16 protein-coding genes and 2 pseudogenes are annotated in these 18660 nt (G+C 59.4%); 10 read left to right on the top strand and 8 right to left on the bottom strand.

The genetic code is table 11. From position 1 onward, the window contains the following. Positions 1-265: 265 nt before the first annotated feature. The 6 genes from B2D37_RS15775 to B2D37_RS15750 are packed head-to-tail and all read right to left on the bottom strand — an operon-like array spanning position 266 to position 4939. The gene (locus B2D37_RS15775; protein WP_079203576.1) at positions 266-1150 is read right to left on the bottom strand and encodes a DMT family transporter; all 885 of its coding nucleotides are present in this window, start codon (positions 1148-1150) and stop codon (positions 266-268) included. Positions 1151-1163: 13 nt separating this feature from the next. Next, positions 1164-1532: a carboxymuconolactone decarboxylase family protein gene (locus tag B2D37_RS15770; RefSeq protein ID WP_079203575.1), complete on the bottom strand. Its 369-nt coding sequence runs from the start codon at positions 1530-1532 to the stop codon at positions 1164-1166. A 58-nt stretch (positions 1533-1590) separates the two neighbouring features. Beyond that, complete coding sequence (locus B2D37_RS15765; protein WP_079203574.1) at positions 1591-2046, bottom strand: MaoC family dehydratase; 456 nt, start codon at positions 2044-2046, stop codon at positions 1591-1593. Continuing rightward, positions 2043-3221: an acetyl-CoA C-acyltransferase gene (locus B2D37_RS15760; RefSeq protein ID WP_079205000.1), complete on the bottom strand. Its 1179-nt coding sequence runs from the start codon at positions 3219-3221 to the stop codon at positions 2043-2045. Before B2D37_RS15760 ends, B2D37_RS15765 begins: the two co-directional genes overlap by 4 nt. Before the next feature lie 8 nt (positions 3222-3229). Beyond that, entirely contained in the window at positions 3230-3451 is a 222-nt protein-coding gene (locus B2D37_RS15755; protein ID WP_079203573.1) for a hypothetical protein, read from the bottom strand. Between the two features lie 15 nt (positions 3452-3466). Beyond that, positions 3467-4939: a short-chain fatty acid transporter gene (locus B2D37_RS15750; RefSeq protein ID WP_079203572.1), complete on the bottom strand. Its 1473-nt coding sequence runs from the start codon at positions 4937-4939 to the stop codon at positions 3467-3469. 216 nt (positions 4940-5155) lie between these two features. Here B2D37_RS15750 and B2D37_RS15745 point away from each other — a divergent pair, with 216 nt between their 5' ends. The 3 genes and pseudogenes from B2D37_RS15745 (at position 5156) to folK (ending at position 7011) form a co-directional block, all read left to right on the top strand. Then, positions 5156-5758 (top strand): TetR/AcrR family transcriptional regulator, encoded by a 603-nt coding sequence (locus B2D37_RS15745; protein WP_177345234.1) that lies wholly within the window; start codon positions 5156-5158, stop codon positions 5756-5758. A gap of 367 nt (positions 5759-6125) precedes the next feature. Then, positions 6126-6481: pseudogene (locus B2D37_RS15740) on the top strand (dihydroneopterin aldolase). Continuing rightward, positions 6472-7011, top strand: a complete 540-nt coding sequence (gene folK, locus B2D37_RS15735) for a 2-amino-4-hydroxy-6-hydroxymethyldihydropteridine diphosphokinase (protein ID WP_079203570.1) — start codon at positions 6472-6474, stop codon at positions 7009-7011. The pseudogene B2D37_RS15740 and the gene folK overlap by 10 nt, the downstream one beginning before the upstream one ends. A 20-nt stretch (positions 7012-7031) precedes the next feature. On the opposite strand, the pseudogene cca reads toward folK, so the two are convergent. Further along, a pseudogene (gene cca, locus B2D37_RS23785) lies at positions 7032-7527 on the bottom strand (multifunctional CCA tRNA nucleotidyl transferase/2'3'-cyclic phosphodiesterase/2'nucleotidase/phosphatase); the annotation flags it as partial. A gap of 306 nt (positions 7528-7833) precedes the next feature. Next, the gene (locus B2D37_RS15725; RefSeq protein ID WP_079203569.1) at positions 7834-8727 is read right to left on the bottom strand and encodes a LysR substrate-binding domain-containing protein; all 894 of its coding nucleotides are present in this window, start codon (positions 8725-8727) and stop codon (positions 7834-7836) included. A gap of 174 nt (positions 8728-8901) precedes the next feature. Here B2D37_RS15725 and B2D37_RS15720 point away from each other — a divergent pair, with 174 nt between their 5' ends. From B2D37_RS15720 to B2D37_RS15690, 7 genes are all read left to right on the top strand, one after another. Continuing rightward, the gene (locus tag B2D37_RS15720) at positions 8902-10530 is read left to right on the top strand and encodes a GMC family oxidoreductase (protein ID WP_079203568.1); all 1629 of its coding nucleotides are present in this window, start codon (positions 8902-8904) and stop codon (positions 10528-10530) included. Beyond that, positions 10527-11636: a mandelate racemase/muconate lactonizing enzyme family protein gene (locus B2D37_RS15715; RefSeq protein WP_218190328.1), complete on the top strand. Its 1110-nt coding sequence runs from the start codon at positions 10527-10529 to the stop codon at positions 11634-11636. The genes B2D37_RS15720 and B2D37_RS15715 overlap by 4 nt, the downstream gene beginning before the upstream one ends. Continuing rightward, positions 11633-13126: an aldehyde dehydrogenase family protein gene (locus tag B2D37_RS15710; protein WP_079203566.1), complete on the top strand. Its 1494-nt coding sequence runs from the start codon at positions 11633-11635 to the stop codon at positions 13124-13126. The genes B2D37_RS15715 and B2D37_RS15710 overlap by 4 nt, the downstream gene beginning before the upstream one ends. Positions 13127-13277: 151 nt before the next feature. Continuing rightward, a complete protein-coding gene (locus B2D37_RS15705) occupies positions 13278-14873 on the top strand; it encodes an ABC transporter substrate-binding protein (protein ID WP_154067104.1) in 1596 nt (531 codons plus the stop codon). A 36-nt stretch (positions 14874-14909) separates the two neighbouring features. Beyond that, a complete protein-coding gene (locus tag B2D37_RS15700; protein WP_079203565.1) occupies positions 14910-15866 on the top strand; it encodes an ABC transporter permease in 957 nt (318 codons plus the stop codon). Beyond that, on the top strand, positions 15863-16801 hold the full coding sequence (locus tag B2D37_RS15695) for an ABC transporter permease (RefSeq protein WP_079203564.1): 939 nt from the start codon (positions 15863-15865) through the stop codon (positions 16799-16801). The genes B2D37_RS15700 and B2D37_RS15695 overlap by 4 nt, the downstream gene beginning before the upstream one ends. After that, the gene (locus tag B2D37_RS15690; RefSeq protein WP_079203563.1) at positions 16791-18428 is read left to right on the top strand and encodes an ABC transporter ATP-binding protein; all 1638 of its coding nucleotides are present in this window, start codon (positions 16791-16793) and stop codon (positions 18426-18428) included. Before B2D37_RS15695 ends, B2D37_RS15690 begins: the two co-directional genes overlap by 11 nt. Positions 18429-18660 lie beyond the last annotated feature (232 nt).

Here is an 18660-nt window from a genome sequence, read left to right as displayed (position 1 = left end):
GGAGTAAGTCCGACATCGTTGCGCCTATGGGTTGAGCAACTCCGTGACTAGCGCGGTTGAGCAACACCACAGCGCATCAAGGCCATGACGCCTGAGCAAAAGAACCTACAAGACCTGGACGCTCAGGTTCGACGCTTGGAGGTGTCGACCGAAGCGGGGGTAGTCCAGATAACCCTAAACCAGTGTCCACAATTTGTTGACCATTACAAAGCGATGGCAGATAGATATGGTCGGGCAATAAACATCCACTGCCAGTTCTTCCGTATTAGGTCTTCGCTTTCGTGCAGAGCACTAGGCTTATCCCTCCGAGCACCGCGACCGACGCGATTGCTATCCGCAGGGTCAGGGGCTCGCTTAACAGTGCTACCCCAGCGAGTGATGCGAGAATGGGTACGCTCAACTGTACGGTGGAAGCCTGCATTGCGCTCAGACCTCGGAGCGCGCTGTACCAGATGGCATAGCCAAGTCCCGACGCTACAGCGCCAGACAAAACAGCGTAAAACGCCCCCCATCCATCGAGCCGTAGACTCCCAATGAACGGCAAGCAAAGGACGAGCGCGATGGGGACCGCCTTGCGAAAGTTCGCGGCTGTCAGCGCGAGCGGGTCCACAACGCCCCGACCAAGCAAGGAATAGGCGGCCCAGGCCAGCCCTGCGGCAATCATCAGCGCCGCACTGCCTGTCGGGGGGGTGCTGGCACCGGGAAGCAGTAACACGACGAGCCCCGCCAGCGACAGCAACAGTCCAGCGGCGGCCAAAGGCGCCAACCGCTCGCCGCGAAGAAAACCGTAGGCCAGCATGCTTAGTTGAACGGCGCCAAACAGCAGCAGGGCCCCCATCCCGGTGTCCAGCTTGATATAGGCGAATGTAAATGCAACAACGTAGATGCTCAGGGCCAGCGCGCCCGACCATGACCCAGTGTTGCCGTTGCCGTTGCCGTTGCCGCGTTTGCGTAAGGCGAGCAGCAACCACAATACCAGCGCACCACTAGCCAGACGAAGCATGGAGAAGGTCGCTGCGTCAATGTCAGTGTTCTTTAACGCTAGTCGGCAGAGTACTGAGTTGCCGGCAAAGGCAAGCATCGCGATTGTGGTGATCGGGACAATTCCCATTGCCGTTGCCGTGCTTGTTTGAAACAACGATCTATTCATCAACGGTTCCTAGTTAACTACTGGTTGCGGTCATGAGATCGCTTCTTTCGGTCGTTTTTTTGACCGCATCGAGCGCGCGCGCCGAATAGACGAGCGCCGCTCCGGCATTTAGCGCGACCGCAACGCCGAGTGCCTCGGCGACTTCTTGCTCGGAAGCGCCTTGTTTGACTGCCCGTTCGGCATGCACGCTAATACAGCCGTCGCAGCGGGTGGTCACCGCCACGGCAATCGCGATCAACTCGCGAGTCTTGCCGTCTAGGTAATTGGTTTTGGCACCTGCGCCGCTAGCTTGAACGTAGCCACCTACTGTATCGGGAGACAGCGCCTGAAGGTCGCCAATACCTGCCATAAGCTTTTCGCGATATGCGTTCCAGTCCATCATTTCAGTGACCTCTAGATTTATTGGAGGGCAGCCCGCAGAGCAGCAGGCTACGGGTAATTCAGCGGGGCAGGTCAGCTGTGTACGTCACTGCCTTGCCTTCAAGGCAGAGCTCGCCTTTCTGGTTGTGCACCTTGGTCTCTATTGTGCAGAAAGGCTTGTCTTCACGAACCTCTAGGACCTTGACGGATGCCGTGATTCGATCGCCAACATAAGTCGGTTTAATGAATTTCCATTCCACACTCATGAATACTGTTCCCGGCCCCGGAAGGTCTTCGGCGACCACCGCATTGAGCATCCCCGTTGTCACCCCACCTTGGACTATCAGTCCACCGAAGCGGGAGGCTTCGGCTGCTGCCTTGTCTGTATGCAAAGGGTTTCGGTCGCCGGTCATTGCACTAAAAAGCTCAATATCAGCCAGCGTGACGTCCTTGCCGCGCTCGGCGGAGGCGCCGACTTGAGGCATGCCCTTCCGTGTTCCGGTCCAGCCATTAACTTGCTTGGTTACTTCGCTCATCGCTTCATCCTCTCTATGATTACTGCAAAACCTTGCCCACCCCCACCACACATGCAGGCCACCCCGTAGCGCGCCTGTTGGCGGACAAGCTGGTGTGCAAGAGTAAGTAACAGACGAAAACCTGTGCCGCCGAGCGGGTGGCCGATGGCAATCGCACCGCCATTTACGTTCACCACGTCTATCGGGATGCTCAACCGCGAGCAGCTTGCGGCCACGACAGCGGCAAAAGCCTCGTTGATTTCGAAAAGGTCAATATCGCTCAGCCGCAAGCCCGCCCGGTCGAGCGCTCTTTCCACCGCAAATGCTGGCTTGAGGTGCAAGGTATTGTCCGGTCCGGCAACCTCGGCGAACGCGACGATCCGAGCTAGTGGCTCACGTCCGAGCGCCTCGGCGTAGGCCAGCGAAGTCAAGGCTCCGACCGAAGCTCCGTCACTCATCTGCGAAGCGTTTCCCGCAGTGATAGACCCGCCCGCGACAAAGGCAGGCTTGAGTTTCGCTAGTCGTTCGGCACTGATGTTGGCGCGGATACCCTCGTCCTGTTCCAGCGTCGTGTTGCCAATCGTAATCGGGATGATTTCCTCGCGCAGGCGACCCGCTGCAACCGCCTGGCTTGCCAGGCGCTGAGATCTGAGCGCGATGTCATCCTGGGTGACGCGGCTGATACCCAACGCCTGGTTCGCCCGCTCGGAGACATCCCCCATTCCTTCGTCGGTCAGCGAACACCAGAGGCCGTCGCGAATCAATGTATCGACTAGCTCCAAGCTGCCCGGTCGTGGCACGCCCGGGCGCAAAAGGCTGGTATGCGGCGCACGCGACATGGAGTCGCCGCCTCCTACCAGAAAGGCTTTCCCTTCCCCCAAGCGGATGCGTCGAGCCGCATCGGCGACCGTACCCAGGCCGGCCAGACACACGCTGTTCATGGTAGCGGCCGGGACGGTGGACGCGACGCCAGCGTCGACCGCGGCCAGGCGTGCCGGATTCTGGCCTTGCGCGGCTTGAAGAACTTGGCCGAGTAGCACGCCATCGCACTCGACGAGTTCGGGCTGACGTTTGAGCAAGGCTTTCAGTGCGATGGCGTTCAGTTGCCTGCCACTTAGCCCGGCGAGCGCGCCGCCGAGTTTGCCGAATGGAGTGCGAATGCCGTCGAGCAACACCGGAGTGTATTCAGTGGTCATGCCAGTGATCATCTCGAGTACTCGTTCTTCAACCGGAGTACAGGAAAGGTCAGATCGCCCCGTTCTTCCCAATCCACGCTGAGCGGCATCCCGGTCCGGATCTGTTCGCCCGGTACGCGCATAATGCGTTCGAGCCTCAAGAAATGAGCGAAGCGGGTTATCTGTGCGCTCTCGATTTGCGCTTTATTGGGTGACCAGAGAGCTTGGGGTGCATTGATGTTCTTATTCATCGAGTAGCACCTCATTCAAGTAAATAACAGCGGAAGAATTGTGACGCCGACGCCGAATATCACAAACGCAACCATCATCATTACTGCCGTGTAACCAAGAATTTCGCGGGCTTTAAGCGCTGTAACGCCAAGCAGGGGCAGCATCCACATAGGCTGAATGCCGTTGGTGAGCTGATCGCCATAGGAGAAGGCCATTACAGTGACACCGATATCTGCCCCGATTTTTTGTGCGGCCTCTATCAATAGCGGGCCTTGCACGGCCCACTGCCCCCCAGCCGAAGGAACGAACAGGTTGGTGATGGCCGAACTGATGAGTGTCATCAGCGGGAATGTGTACTGGTTGGATGCTGCGACCAGAGACTCCGCGAAGATCGACACAAGACCTGAGCTAGCCATCATTCCCATGATCCCGGCATAGAACGGAAACTGCAGAACGATCTGGCCACAGCTTCGGATGCCATCGTCGATCGCTTCGACATAATCTGTGGGTGTTTTGTAAGCGATTAACCCAAGGATCAACAGGGTGAAGTTGACGATGTTGAGGTTGAGGTCGAAGCCCTTGGTCGTGAAGTGATAACCCAGGTAGCTCAATCCCGCGACTGCAACCAGCCAGGACAGAGGTTGCGCCTGTTCAAGGCGCTCGGCGAACGACCGAGCCGCTTGCTCACTACCGATTTGGTCAAATTCTGTGGGAGCGGCTGTCATCACTCCGGTCGGGCTGATCTGAAAGAGCTGATCAAACTCTACAGCCGAGCGCTGCATGGCCGTGGCCGCGTCTCCCGTGCCAACCGAAAACGGTAGTTGTTGGGGTGTATCGACGGGCTCATCGCTTACTTCTTCAGTTTGTGTCTCGGCCGGATGCATGGCGCGATAGACCAGCGGAATGATCAAAAGGAAGGCTGTGATAACGATGAGGTTGTAGGGTGTGAAGATTGTCTCGGCGATTGGAATCAGACCGATTTTGTCTGCCAGGAAATGGCCTTCCGTGTTTACCAATAATGGGGCCGAGGCGGAAAAGCCGCAGTTGAAAATGATGAGTCCGGAAAATCCCGCTGCCGCTGCGAGCGGATAGTGAACTTTGATGCCGCGTCGCTTGGCCTGAAGGCAAACCTCCTTGGCCGCAATGGCCCCGATGATCAGGCCTAACCCCCAGCTGATGAAGCCGAAGACCACAGCCAGCACTGTGATCAGAACGATAGCCTGCCCGGCACTGTTTGGCAGGCGCGCTGCCCAACCGATAATCCTGAGAGCGGGGGGCGAGGATGCGAGCACGTGACCGAACAGCAAAATCACGACCATTTGCATCGCAAAACTGAGCAGATTCCAGAAGCCGCCATACCAGTACTCGACCATCTGGAACGGCCCCGAATCGGTCAGAGCGATCCCAAGCAGATAGACAACTACCGAGAGGATGATGGCAAAAATGAAGGGATTGGGTATGTATTCCCGAGACAATCTTGCGCAAAACGCGCCTGCAGTCTGCAACATGACGTTTCTCCTGCAACCGGTAGGTCGCCTCTTGTTTTTGTGTGGAATCGTCCTAATTGCTCCGCTAGAGAGCAGCAACTAGCGCAACAGATAGCTAGATTTATAGATGATCTGTACTGACCGGTCAATATTTAATGTACCGATCGGTCAGTGCTATTATTGGTTGTGAAAGTTTCCCGCTCTAGGGCGGTAATTTGGGCAGAAGGAATGAGAAAAATGGTAAAGACCAATGCGACTTCGGATGGGGACGCGAATACGGGCGGAAGCAAGGAACGGATTTTCAAGGTGGCTGCAGAGTTGTTCGCAACTCGCGGCTTCCATGCGACGGGCATGGCGGATCTTGAAAAGGCCACTGGCCTCGGAAGGGGCGCGCTCTACTACCATATCTCCAGTAAGGAAGAGCTTCTGTTCGAAATCACTAGTCGCTATCTGCGCGAACTGCTGAACGCGGGCGATGCTCTACTGGCTACACCCATGTTGGCGGAAGCCCGATTTCGCCGGTATTCAGGGGTCGTAATGGCCACTATCGTCGACCATCTCGCGGAGCTGACGGTGTGCTTTCGTGAAGTTCATTCGGTCGTGGGCGAGCGCAAGCTGGAATTGTTGGAGCTACACCGACAATACGAACGCGTCTGGACCGATATCCTGAAGATCGGTGTCGCCGAGGGTGTGTTTCATACAGCCGACTCGCTGGCCGTCAAGGCTGTGCTCGGCATGCACCACTACACCTATCTCTGGATTCGTCCAGGGGGGCGTCAGACGCCGGAGGAAATTGCCAATTTTTTCTGTGAGCTGATGCTGCCTGGTCTCAAGGCCTGAATAGATTATGACCTGACGGACAGCGAGATTTTCGCGCTGATCGGTTGACTGGCTGCCTGCGCTTTGCTTGATAATCCGCGCATTGGGTTCTGTGGTATAAAACGTTATACTGACCGATCGGTCGGTAATGAGAGCGCCGGCAATCGTATCAGAGCTACAGGAGACGCTCACGATGGGCAGGGGAAAAAGAACACGCGGACCGTCGCATCGGATCCGAACGCCTTGGGCTTTGCCGAAATTCCGGCGCGATGCGAATTCTTGCGCAAAAGTGGCGTTGCCTTTTTCAACGCCATGTAGTCATGCACAGTAGTTGTTACTCGGTAAGCCAGCGATATGGCAAGGCCTTGGCGTGTTGTGGAGAGAGTGCTTGAACGCAGTTTTTATTAAAGGCCTGGAAGTCGATACGGTAATCGGCACCTACGACTGGGAACGTACTATTCGGCAGTACTTGCGCCTGGATCTGTGCCTGGGTTGGGACAATCGCCCGGCAACGGCTGGTGATGAGCTGAGCAAGTCGCTCAATTACACAGCGGTGTCGGCGCATGTCCAGGGCTTCGCCAGCGAAGCGCAGTTCATTCTGGTGGAACCCTTTGCCGAGTGGCAGTCGAGGTGTTGATGAGCGAGTTCCAGATTCCCAGGCTGCACTTCAGGTGGACCAAGCCTGGTGCAGTACCGGCAGCGGTTAATGGTGTTGGCGTGGAGATCGAGCACGGATGTCGCTAACTCCGGTTGTGCTAGGTCTGGGCAGCAATATCGAGCGTGAGGCGCATTTGCAGGCCGGGCTCGATGCGTTGACCCCAATGTTGCGCGACATGCGCTGCTCGCCGGTATTCGAAAGCCAGGCGGTGGGCATCAAGAGTGGACCCTTCTTGAACCTGGTGGTGGCGGGCTACAGCGAGCTGCCGTTGGGTGAGCTGGATCGGCGGCTGAAATTCATCGAGGCGGACAATGGTCGTTATGCACCCGGGCGCAAGGGCTTGCCGCTGGATATCGATGTGCTGCTGTATGGCGATCAGGTCGGCAATTTCGACGGGGTGGTGCTGCCGCGTGCAGAAATTCTGAAAAACGCCTTTGTGCTCTGGCCGTTGGCGCTATTGGTGCCAAATGACCTGCATCCGGCTGAACAGTGTAGTTTTGCTGCCCTGTGGCAGAGTGCGCAGATCGAGCAGCAGCTTCACCCTGTGGCATTCCAGTGGCGGGGGGCCGAGCTGACCCCCGTCGAGCTGCGCCAAACCTTCCCCGCGCACCGTTGACGTCGGTTGCACGGTTTGGCCTATGGCTGTGCTTTGTAGGTCATGAGTGCCTCGCCCTGTTCGGGGCCTTGCAAGCCCTGCTCCGGCAGCGACTGTACCTCCATGGAGCGAGCCGCCTGCATGGCACCGCGTAGGTGGGCAGCTTGCAGGTAGTTGCGCTGTTCCAGTCCGCCCCGCCCCAGGCATCCATTCCGCAGGCTGCGATGAGCGCCTCGAAGCGTTGCGGGCGGCGAAACACATCGAAGTGCTGCAACAGCTCCAGTAGGGGCGAGGCTTTCAGCTCAAGGGCGCGATGGCCGTGTGTGTAGTACTCACCGGCCAGCAGGGCCAGATCCTGGCAGTCCTTCGGTGCCTTGCTGCGCTCGTTGATCGCGCTGATCGTCTTCAGTCCGCGTTGCTCATGGGCAATATGCCGGGCCAATCGGCCATCGGTGTCAAGCCTTTGCCGACATCGTGTAGCGGGCAGACCCCGCGCACTGTCAGCGGCTCCTGGTGTTTGGCGCACTGACGCTGCACGCATCTGAAGCGTGCTATGAGAATTGCAAGTTGCGTGATCCGGGTCTCTGATCGTTGTCAGGGCCTGATGTGGGTGCATTGCTCCAAATCGTTTGCCCCCCCCGTCGGCACGGAAAACTATTAGTGCGCACGGGGAAACGGCTTACTAGGTATGGACAGCAACTGTCAGCAGCTTCCCAGGCGATGGTCGATCATCCGTGATCCTAAGCGCGTCCTGCACTGCAAAGCACGGGACGACCTGAACGATACATTATGGTGAACAAACTACTAATTAGGAGGCAGTCCTTGCAGGCGCAACGGGCTACTTCACGCTGACTTTGCGGTGTTTAGTAACCACTCGCGAAAGAGCAGCACCTCTGGACGCGGGGGCTCTTCACCTTCGGGAAGGAGTAAATAATGGGACTGTTCAATTTTCAGCTCTCCTTCAAAGGGCGAAATCAGCCGACCGGCTTCTATGTAAGGGGTCGTGAAACTTCGTAGTATCAGGGCGCAACCAGAGCCCGCGCAGGCTAGCTCCAGGGCGATGAGCGAAGAGTCAACCTGAATACCTTTTGGGGCGGTGTAGTTTTCTGCGCCGGCTGCGCGAAACCAGCGCGTCCAAAGGTCTTCGCAGCCCATGATATGAATCAGGTGGCGCTGGGCGTATTCGGCCAGCTCCGCTGGGCTGCCCGCTCGACTGTGCCACGTTGGACTACACACAGGCACTGACGACTCTTTCCTGATCAGCTCTACCTCATAGCCCTCCCAGCGGCCGTCGCCGAAGCGGATGTCAATATCCGACTGATCGGCCTCCAGCGCATCCGCCCATATAGCTGTAAACAGACGCACATCAATATCTGGGTAGGCCTCCAAGAATGAGTTAAGGCGCGGTGCCAGCCAGAGGATTGCGAATGAAGCCGTAGAACGAACCGTCACTGACCGATCGCCCCTGCTGCCGAACAGGCCCACGGTTGAAAGCGAAAGCCCATCGAAGGCCTTGCGAATTGACGGTAGGTAGGCGCGGCCCATATCGGTAAGCCGCACGCCGCGTGGCAGTCGCTCAAACAGGGGAAATCCCAAGTGTTGCTCCAGCGAGCGAATTTGCAGGCTCACTGCTGCGGGCGATAGATGCAATTCGCTGGCCGCTGCGGTGAAGCTCAAGTTGCGCGCAGCTGCCTCGAAAGAGCGCAACCAGGGCAGGTGGGGAAATGAGTAACTCATAGGCTAGCGTTTAATCCATTGACCCCAAAGGGCTATTTTTGCTTGTTTGATTGATGGCTAGATTACCTGAATTATGTGTACCCACAAGATTGGCGTACGGCAGACCGACTACCGAAGGTCGGACCGCTACAACTGCAATCGTTTAAACACGGAATGGGCGCATAAGGCACAAGCATGGGTGAATTCGACTACATCATTGTGGGCAGCGGTTCGGCTGGATGCGTATTGGCGGATCGGCTATCCGCCGATGCTCGAAATCGCGTGCTGGTGCTTGAGGCCGGCGGCACAGATCGCCGCTTCTGGATAAAACTGCCAATCGGTTACGGTCGGACTTTCTTTGACGAGCGCATCAACTGGAAATTCGAGACCGAGCCGGAGCAAGCGATGAAGGGCCGCAGCAGCTACTGGCCCCGAGGTCGGGTAATTGGTGGCTCCAGCTCAATCAACGCCCTGGTCTATTGCCGCGGTCTGCCAAGCGACTTTGACAGCTGGTTGGACAAGGGCAACGTCGGCTGGGGCTGGACTGACGTGGAGAGCTACTTCAGGCGCTCTGAGTGCCGGGTTGATGCTGAGGGTAAGGCCGGGCCTGGCGGCCCCCTGCATGTCTCAGACGTCAGTCGCGAGATGCATCCATTGAAACGGCACTTTTTCGCCGCAGCCCAGGAGATGAAACTACCCTACACCGACGACTTTAATGGTCCAACTCCGGAAGGTGTTGGTCTCTATCAGATCAATACGCGCAAGGGCGTGCGCTGCTCTTCGGCCGACGCTTTTCTGCGCCCGGCGCTGGACCGAGCCAATCTGCGCCTGGAGACCCATGCGCTGGTGCGTCGAGTGTTGTTCGAGGGGCGACGTGCGGTGGGTGTCGAATTCGAACAGAACGGGCAGGTATTTACTGCCCAGGCAGCTCGCGAAGTGATCCTCAGTGCTGGGGCGGTTAACACGCCTAAGCTCTTGCAGCTCTCTGGTGTCGGCCCTGCTGCGCTGTTGCGCAAGCACGGCATCGACGTGGTGCTGGATCAGCAGGCGGTCGGAGGGCAGTTGCAGGACCACATCGCCGTCAGCTATTTCTACAAGGCGACCGAGCCGACGCTGAATGATGCGCTCTACCCGCTGAGAGGCAAGCTGGCGGCGGGTTTACGCTATGTGTTGAGTCGCAAGGGGCCGTTAAGTTTGGGCGTGAATCAATGTGGGGGCTTCGTCCGCTCGCGTTCTGATGCGACTCAGCCAAACATTCAGCTGTATTTCAACCCGATTACTTACTCTACGGCCCCGGAAGGCAAGCGACCGCTGATGAATCCCGATCCGTTTTCGGGGTTCATCCTGTCTTTCCAGCCCTGCCAGCCACTCAGTCGGGGGCGCATAGATATTTGTTCGGCCGACCCCAAGGTGCCGCCGGCCATTCGACCTAATTATTTGTCTGAAGAGCAGGATATTGCTGACGTCATCGCCGGTGGGCGCTTCATCCAAAAAATGGCCCGGACCCAGGCGATGCGTGGCCTGATCAAGGAGGCCATGCCCCCTTGTCTGGATATCATGACGGACGAGGACATAGTCGAAGATTTCCGCGAGCGCTGTGGCTCGGTGTTTCATCCGGTGGGTACCTGTGGAATGGGCCCAGACCCTCGACACTCGGTGGTCGACCCCATGCTGAGAGTGCACGGTCTCGATGCACTAAGGGTGGTCGATGCCTCCATCTTCCCTTCAATTACTTCCGGCAATACCAACGCGCCAACCATCATGGTCGCGCAGAAGGCTGCCGACATGATTCTGGCCGATCGCCTGAACAAGGATGCTGCATGATGAAGATCAGCAAACTGGAAACCTTCTGCAACGAGTTCGTCGGCTTCGTCCGGGTGACCACCGACGAAGGCGCAGAAGGCTGGGGTCAACTGTCGACCTACAACGCGGACATCACCGCCCAGGTTTTCCATCGTCAGGTGGCGGTCTGGGCACTGGGCGCCGATGCCCTGGACATCGGCGCGCTGATGCAGCAGATCCCTGAGCGCGAGCACAAATACCCCGGTTCTTACCTGCTCCGGGCCATGGCCGGGCTGGATACCGCACTGTGGGATTTGCGCGGCAAGCTGGAGGGCAAACCGGTGGTGACCCTGCTCGGCGGCACGCCGGGCAGCCTGCGCGCCTACGCCTCGTCGATGCGTCGCGACATCACCCCGCAAGCCGAGGCTCAGCGCATGCAGAGTTTGCGAGATAAGTACGGTTTCGATGCCTTCAAGTTCCGCGTCGGCCGCGAGTGTGGGCATGACGTCGACGAGTGGCCCGGGCGTACCGAAGGCATTGTGCCGACCATTCGCCAGGCATTGGGCGATGAGGTGGCGTTGCTGGTTGACGCCAATTCGGGCTACTCGCCGCAGCGGGCCATCGAGGTCGGCCGTTTGCTGGAGCAGCATGGTATCGAGCATTTCGAGGAGCCTTGCCCTTACTGGGAGCTGGAGCAAACCCGTGAGGTCAGTGAGGCACTGGATGTGGCTGTGACTGGTGGCGAGCAGGATTGCGACCTTGCGACCTGGCGGCGCTTGATCGACATGCGCGCCGTCGACATCGTGCAACCCGACGTTCTCTACCTAGGCGGCATCACCCGCTCCATGCAGGTGGCCGAGATGGCCGCCAAGGTCGGACTGCCTTGCACACCGCACTGCGCCAACCTGTCGATGGTGACCCTGTTCACCATGCATTACCTCAAGGCGATCCCCAACGCCGGCAAGTACCTGGAGTTCTCCATCGAGGGTCCGGATTACTACCCCTGGCAGGAGGGGCTGTTCGTCGAGTCGCCTTATCGCATCGAGGACGGCGGCATAGTCGTCTCGGACGCGCCCGGCTGGGGCGTAGAAATCGCGCCGCAGTGGCTGGCGAAATCCACCTATCAGGTCAGCGAGGCCAAGCAATGAGCAGCATCACCGAACAACTGATTGGCGAGTACTTCGCTACCGGCACGCTCGCTGGACTGCCGAGCGGGCACTTTATTGACGGCAAGTCCCGTCCGGCTGCCACTGGACGAACCATGGAAACCTTCGACCCGGGTACGACTAAGGTGTTCGCCCAGTTCGCCGCTGGCGATGCCGAGGACGTTGAAGCCGCAGTTGCCTCATCCGACCGCGCTTTTCGCGACTGCTGGCGCAAGGTCGCCCCGGCCGAGCGCGGGCGCATCCTGCAGCGAGCGGCCGAGGGCATACGCGCCAACGCCGAGCGGCTGGCGGTGGTGGAGACCCTGGACAATGGCAAGTCCCTCGCCGAGGCTCAGGGCGATATCCGCTCCGCGGCCCGGCTGTTCGAGTACTACGCTGGAGCAGCCGACAAGCTGCAGGGCGAAACCATACCACTGGGCATGGATTATCTGTCTTACACCAGCCTGGAGCCGGTCGGCGTCACCGCCCATATCATCCCTTGGAACTACCCCACCTCGACCATGGTGCGCGGCATCGCACCTGCACTGGCCGCCGGCTGCACCGTTGTGGTCAAGCCGGCGGAACAGACGCCGCTGACCGCGCTGATGTTGGCCGAAATCCTGCGCGATGCCGGTTTGCCTGACGGCGTGTGCAACGTGCTGACCGGTACCGGCACTGCAGTGGGCGCGCCCCTGGTGGCCCATGCAAAGGTCCGCCACATCACCTTCACCGGTTCGGTGAACACCGGCAGCCTGGTGATGCAGGCGGCGGCCCGCAACATCACCAGCGTCACCCTCGAACTTGGCGGAAAATCGCCGGCGGTGATGCTCGCCGACTGCGACATCGATGCCGCAGTCGAGGACGTGCTTTGGGCGATTTTTTCCAACTCTGGACAGACCTGCTCGGCTGGCTCGCGTCTAGTGATCGAGCGTTCGATCCATGCCGAGTTCGTCGAACGTCTGGCTGCACGCACGCGCAAACTGAGCTTCGGCCATGGTCTGCGCAATCCTGAAATCGGCGCGATCAGCTCGCAGGAACAACTGAACAAGATCGCCGGCTACGTCGACGAGGCCAAGAGCCGCGGAGTGCGGGTTGCCGTGGGCGGCTCGAGGACTGTGGATCAGGCCAGCGGCAGTGGTTGGTTCTTTCAGCCGACCATTCTGGATGACGTAGGCCCCCTAGACGTGGTGGTGCAGGAGGAGATCTTCGGCCCCGTACTCTCGGTGCAGATCGCCGATTCTGCCGAGCAGGCCCTGGAGTTGGCCAACGGCACCGCTTTCGGACTGGCCGCTGGCATTTACACGCGGGACATCAAGAAGGCCCTGCGCCTGGCCCGGGACATCGATGCGGGGCAGATCTATATCAATGAGTATTACGCCGGCGGCGTCGAGACACCATTCGGCGGCAACAAGCTGTCCGGTTTCGGCCGCGAGAAGGGCCTGGAGGGGCTGCGCGCCTATTGTCGGGTCAAATCGGTTACCGCACGGATCTGATTCGCGCCAATGCATCGACGGCTGGCAGTCGGCCGAGCTGCGCAAGGTTTCTTGCATCGATGCATACGGGGGGCGTGGAGTCCACCCCGTTACGGTGAGTGTTGTTTTGAGCTACATCCGAATAAGACAGCCAATTAAAGGAGAGCAACTCATGAGCACGATTTTCGATGACATTGCCACACGTTTCCGTCAGGGGCGGATCGATCGGCGCACCTTCATGATGAGCATGGTGGCCGCTGGCGCAAGCGTCGCGCTGGCCAGCTCCCTCGTCGGGCGTGCCGAGGCGGCGATGCCCAAGCCGAAGAAAGGCGGACACTTCAAACTCGGTATCGGTTCCGGTTCTACCACCGACTCCTTCGATCCCGGCGCCTACAGCGACAACTACATGCAGTCGGTCGGGCATGCGGTGCATAACTACCTGACCGAGGTGACCAATACCGGTCAGCTGAAGTCCGAGCTGGCCGAGAGCTGGGAGCCTTCGGCTGATGCCAAGCAATGGTCCTTCAAATTGCGCCAGGGCATCGAGTTCCATAACGGTAAGACCCTGGAGGCCGCCGACGTAGTGGCCTCGCTTAATCACCATCGAGGCGAAGCCTCGAAATCGGCGGCCAAGACCATTGTCGACCCGATCGTCGACATTCAGGCCGACGGCAAGGGTACGGTGGTCATCACCCTCAGTGGCGGCAACGCCGACTTCCCGTTCCTGCTCTCGGACTACCACCTGCCGATCATGCCGGCCAAGAATGGTGTGGTCAGCCCCAGTGAGGGTGTTGGCTGCGGCGCATTCGTTCTGGAAAGCTTCGATCCGGGTGTACGCACACTGGTCAAGCGCAATCCCAACTACTGGAAGGATGATCGTGGCTGGTTCGATTCCGTGGAGTTTCTGGTCATAGCCGATGTGGCGGCCCGCACCAACGCGCTGACCACCGGCGAAATCCATGCGATGAACCACGCCGATCTGAAGACCGTGCACCTGCTTAAGCGTATCGCCGGCCTTGAGCTGTACTCGGTCAACGGTGGCCAGCATTACAGCCTGCCGATGAACACCACGCTGGGGCACTTTAAGGACAACAATGTGCGCCTGGCGCTCAAGCATGCCCTGGACCGCAAGACTCTGCTGCAAACCGTGCTACGCGGTTATGGCGAGGTGGCCAACGATCATCCGATCAGCCCTGGATATCGCTACTACGACAAGCAACAAGCGCAACGCGAGTACGACCCTGAAAAGGCCAGGTTCTATCTCAAGCAGGCGGGCCTAAGTTCGCTCAAGGTAGACCTGAGCACGGCCAACGCGGCTTTCGCCGGTGCGGTGGATGCTGCAGTGTTGTTCAAGGAACATGCCGCCAAGGCTGGCATCGACATCAACGTGGTGCGCGAGCCCAACGATGGCTACTGGGACAACGTATGGATGAAGAAGCCCTGGTGCGTGTCTTACTGGGGCGGCAAGCCGACCGAGGACTGGGCCTTCTCCGCGGGCTATGCCAAGGGTGCCGCCTGGAACGATACCTTCTGGGATAACGAACGCTTTAACAGCCTGCTGGTGGCGGCGCGCGCCGAGCTGAACGAGACACTACGCGCCGAGATGTACAGGGAGATGCAAGGCATGCTGCGCGACGATGGTGGCGCCTTGATTCCGTTGTTCGCCAACTATGTCGGCGCTACCTCGAACAAAATCGGCCACGACGCTCTGGCTGCCAACTGGGACCTCGACGGGCTGCGCTCCGCGGAGCGCTGGTGGTTCGTGTGACGTTGCCGCTCTCGTCAGTAGAAGGAGCCTAAAATCATGAACCCGCTCCTGAAAATGGTGGCCCAGCGCATTGCGCTGGGCTGCCTCAGCCTGTGGATCGTGTCGCTGATCATTTTTCTTGGCATGGAGTTTCTGCCCGGCGATATCGCCACGGAAATACTCGGTCAGTCGGCGACCGCGGATACCGTTGCGGCCTTCCGGCTGTCCCTCGGTCTCGACCAGCCGCTGCATGTGCGCTATGTCGACTGGTTTCTCCGTCTGCTTCAAGGCGACTTCGGCCATTCGCTGGCCAACGGCCGGGAGATCGGTGAATTGCTCGGCGGTCGCTTCGGCAACACGCTGTTCCTGGCGGTGGTGGCGGCCTTGATTTCGGTGCCTCTGGCGCTGGCCCTGGGCTTTCTCGCCGCCTTGTATCGCAATGGCCTGTTTGACCGGGTAATTAACGCAGTGACTCTGACTTCGATCTCCTTCCCCGAGTTCTTCGTCGCCTACATCTTGATCCTGTTTCTCTCGGTCAACGCCGGCTGGTTTCCCAGCCTGGCTAATGTCGATGCCTCGCAGTCGCTATGGCAACGCTTGTACAGCGTGGCGCTGCCGTCGCTGACCCTGACTCTGGTGGTGGTGGCGCACATGATGCGCATGACCCGGGCGGCGATCATCAACCTGCTGGCCAGCCCCTATATCGAGATGGCCACGCTCAAGGGCGTCGGCCGCTGGCGCATCATCATGCGCCATGCCCTGCCCAACGCCTGGGCGCCGATCATCAACGTGGTAGTGCTCAATCTCGCGTATCTGGTGGTGGGCGTGGTGGTTGTCGAGGTGGTGTTCGTCTATCCGGGCATGGGTCAGTTGATGGTGGACTCGGTACAGAAGCGTGACGTGCCGGTAGTCCAAGCCTGCAGTCTGATTTTTGCGGCCACCTACATCATCCTCAATCTGACCGCGGATATCCTCTCGGTCGTTACCAATCCACGATTGAGGCATCCCCGATGAGCGAACGAATTTCTCCGATCGCCGGAGCCGGGCCAGAGGAAGGTGTGCCGGAAACTGAACAAGCACTCGAATCCTTTCACCTGGCCGAGCGGCGCAGCACAGGGCAGTCCGCCTGGCGTGAGTTGGTCAGCGCGCCGTGGACGGCCAAGCTCGGCCTGCTAATCATCGTCACCTACGTGTTTGCTGCGCTGTTCGCACCGCTGCTCACACCCTACAGCGAGTCGCAGATCGTCGCGGCCGCGTTCGAACCTTGGAGCAGCGAGTTCCTCCTCGGCACCGACAACCTCGGTCGCGACATGCTCACCCGTCTGCTTTACGGCGCGCGCAACACCATCGGTATCGCCACGGTGACCACTGCCCTGGCGTTCCTCATCGGTGGCGCCGCTGGATTGCTGGCGGCGACCCTCGGCGGCTGGGTGGACCAGACCATGGCGCGTGTTGTCGATGTGCTGATGGCAATTCCCCAACTGATCTTCGCCTTGCTGCTGCTGACCATATTCGGCACAGAGGTGCCGGTGCTGATCGCCATCATCGCGGTGCTCGACTCCACCCGAGTGTTCCGCCTGACCCGGGCGGTGGCAACCAACGTGGCGGTATTGGACTTCGTCGAAGCCGCGCGTATTCGAGGGGAGGGGGTTGGCTGGATCATGTTTCGCGAGATTCTGCCGAACATTCTGCCTCCGCTGGTGGCCGAGTTCGGCCTGCGTTTCTGCTTCGTGTTCCTGTTTATCAGCGCACTGAGTTTCCTCGGTCTGGGTATTCAACCGCCCACGGCCGACTGGGGTTCGATGGTGCGCGATAACGCCACCCTGATCAGCTACGGCGATATCACGCCACTGCTTCCGGCCGCGGCCATCGCCTTGTTGACCGTAGGGGTTAACTTCGTGGTCGATTGGTTCCTACACAAAACGAGTGGTTTGCGCGATGAGCATTGAGACACAAGAACGCACCCGCGGTGAGCTGCTGCTGCAGATATGCGATCTACGCATCGAAGGGCAGAGCGGCGAGGCCTGGCAGGAAATCGTCAAGGGCGTCGACCTCAGTCTGCACCGCGGTGAAGTGCTGGGGCTGATCGGCGAGTCGGGAGCGGGCAAGTCGACCATCGGTTTGGCGGCCATGGGCTACGAACGTCCCGGCTGCCGCATCAGTAGCGGTAAAATTTTATTCGACGGCGTCGACCTGGCCCAGCTTCCCGTCGAGCGCAAACGCCGGCTATGGGGCTCGCGCATCGCCTATGTGGCGCAGTCGGCCGCAGCGTCCTTCAACCCAGCACACACTCTGATTGATCAGTACGTCGAGACCGCTGTGCTGCATGGGGTGATGAGTGAGGCCGAGGCACGTGCCGACGCGGTGGACCTGTATCGCCGCCTACGCCTGCCCGACCCGGAGCGCATTGGCCTGCGTTATCCGCACCAGGTCTCCGGCGGACAGCTGCAACGGGCGATGACTGCGATGGCCATGGCCTGTCGGCCCGACCTGATCATCTTCGACGAGCCGACCACGGCCCTTGATGTGTCCACCCAGATCGAGGTTCTGGCCGCCATTCGCGACCTGGTCCAGCAGTTCGGTACCGCCGCCATCTACATCACCCACGACCTTGCAGTGGTGGCGCAGATGGCCGACCAGATCAAGGTGCTGCGCCACGGCCAGACGGTCGAGGAGTCCGACACCCGCAGCATGCTGACGGACCCGAAGATGCCCTACACCAAGACACTGTGGGCGGTACGCTCGCTGCAACGCGAACCGAAGGCCCCCCCGGTGGACGAGCCGCTGATCAAGGTGAGCGGAGTGCATGCCGCTTACGGTCCCGTGAAGGTGCTGCAGGACGTCTCGCTGAACATCCATAAAGGTTCCACCGTGGCGGTGGTCGGCGAGTCCGGCTCGGGTAAATCGACCCTGGCGCGGGTGCTCACCGGCCTGCTACCGCCCACCAACGGCGAAGTGCTGTTCAAGGGCCAGGCGCTGGCGAACGACTACCGTCAGCGCAGCAAGGACTCGTTGCGGCATATGCAGATGATCTACCAGATGCCGGATACGGCGCTCAATCCGCGCCAGCGCATCGGCGACATCATCGGCCGTCCGCTGGAGTTCTATCTGGGCCTCAAGGGGCGGGCCAAGCAGCAACGGGTGTGTGAACTACTCGAACAGATAGAGTTGGAACCTAACAAATTCATCGACCGTCTGCCGGGCGAACTCTCCGGCGGGCAGAAGCAGCGCATCTGTATCGCCCGGGCGCTGGCAGCCGAACCTGAGTTAATTATCTGCGACGAGGTCACTTCTGCCCTGGACCAGATCGTCGCCAAGGGCATATTGCAGCTCCTTAACCGGTTGCAGGAGCAGCTCGGCCTGTCCTATCTGTTCATCACGCATGATCTGGATACGGTGCGCGGCATCGCCGACGAAGTGGTTGTGATGTTGCGAGGCAAGGTCGTTGAGCAAGGGCCGACCAAAGAGGTGTTTGCACCGCCGCATCATGACTATACCGATCTCTTACTCGCATCCGTTCCGGAGATGGACCCTGATTGGTTGACCCGGCGGTTGGCGCAAACGGCGCACGGCTAATGGACCAAAGCTTAGTAGAGCGTTATCTACCGCTAGCTCACATAAGAGCGGCGCGCCGCGCCGCGCCAAGTAAGCATCGAGATAAGTAGCGTGCTACGTCTTCTGAAAACAGCGTGTGCCGTGTTGCCATTTGCAGGGGACTACTTTATTTGCAGACGACAACTCGTTCGGCCCCTTGGCACGTTCGCCTTATTCCCTACATGACTGATCGCAAACCTTTGTGGAGTTAAGC

Origin of the sequence: Pseudomonas sp. CC6-YY-74 (assembly GCF_002025205.1) — a bacterium.
GTDB lineage: Bacteria > Pseudomonadota > Gammaproteobacteria > Pseudomonadales > Pseudomonadaceae > Aquipseudomonas > Aquipseudomonas paeninsulae.
Note: the sequence above shows the minus strand (reverse complement) of the source record. Positions and strands in the feature narration are given on the sequence as shown.

What these genes read in the sequence shown, in the direction of transcription:
- B2D37_RS15695 (WP_079203564.1), top strand. Translation starts at nt 15,863, where the DNA reads ATGAGCGAACGAATTTCTCCGATCGCCGGAGCCGGGCCAGAGGAAGGT.
- B2D37_RS15715 (WP_218190328.1), top strand. Translation starts at nt 10,527, where the DNA reads ATGATGAAGATCAGCAAACTGGAAACCTTCTGCAACGAGTTCGTCGGC.
- B2D37_RS15760 (WP_079205000.1), bottom strand. Translation starts at nt 3,221, where the DNA reads ATGACCACTGAATACACTCCGGTGTTGCTCGACGGCATTCGCACTCCA.
- B2D37_RS15755 (WP_079203573.1), bottom strand. Translation starts at nt 3,451, where the DNA reads ATGAATAAGAACATCAATGCACCCCAAGCTCTCTGGTCACCCAATAAA.
- B2D37_RS15765 (WP_079203574.1), bottom strand. Translation starts at nt 2,046, where the DNA reads ATGAGCGAAGTAACCAAGCAAGTTAATGGCTGGACCGGAACACGGAAG.
- B2D37_RS15770 (WP_079203575.1), bottom strand. Translation starts at nt 1,532, where the DNA reads ATGATGGACTGGAACGCATATCGCGAAAAGCTTATGGCAGGTATTGGC.
- B2D37_RS15725 (WP_079203569.1), bottom strand. Translation starts at nt 8,727, where the DNA reads ATGAGTTACTCATTTCCCCACCTGCCCTGGTTGCGCTCTTTCGAGGCA.
- B2D37_RS15750 (WP_079203572.1), bottom strand. Translation starts at nt 4,939, where the DNA reads ATGTTGCAGACTGCAGGCGCGTTTTGCGCAAGATTGTCTCGGGAATAC.
- B2D37_RS15710 (WP_079203566.1), top strand. Translation starts at nt 11,633, where the DNA reads ATGAGCAGCATCACCGAACAACTGATTGGCGAGTACTTCGCTACCGGC.
- folK (WP_079203570.1), top strand. Translation starts at nt 6,472, where the DNA reads ATGTCGCTAACTCCGGTTGTGCTAGGTCTGGGCAGCAATATCGAGCGT.
- B2D37_RS15745 (WP_177345234.1), top strand. Translation starts at nt 5,156, where the DNA reads ATGGTAAAGACCAATGCGACTTCGGATGGGGACGCGAATACGGGCGGA.
- B2D37_RS15720 (WP_079203568.1), top strand. Translation starts at nt 8,902, where the DNA reads ATGGGTGAATTCGACTACATCATTGTGGGCAGCGGTTCGGCTGGATGC.
- B2D37_RS15700 (WP_079203565.1), top strand. Translation starts at nt 14,910, where the DNA reads ATGAACCCGCTCCTGAAAATGGTGGCCCAGCGCATTGCGCTGGGCTGC.
- B2D37_RS15775 (WP_079203576.1), bottom strand. Translation starts at nt 1,150, where the DNA reads ATGAATAGATCGTTGTTTCAAACAAGCACGGCAACGGCAATGGGAATT.
- B2D37_RS15705 (WP_154067104.1), top strand. Translation starts at nt 13,278, where the DNA reads ATGAGCACGATTTTCGATGACATTGCCACACGTTTCCGTCAGGGGCGG.
- B2D37_RS15690 (WP_079203563.1), top strand. Translation starts at nt 16,791, where the DNA reads ATGAGCATTGAGACACAAGAACGCACCCGCGGTGAGCTGCTGCTGCAG.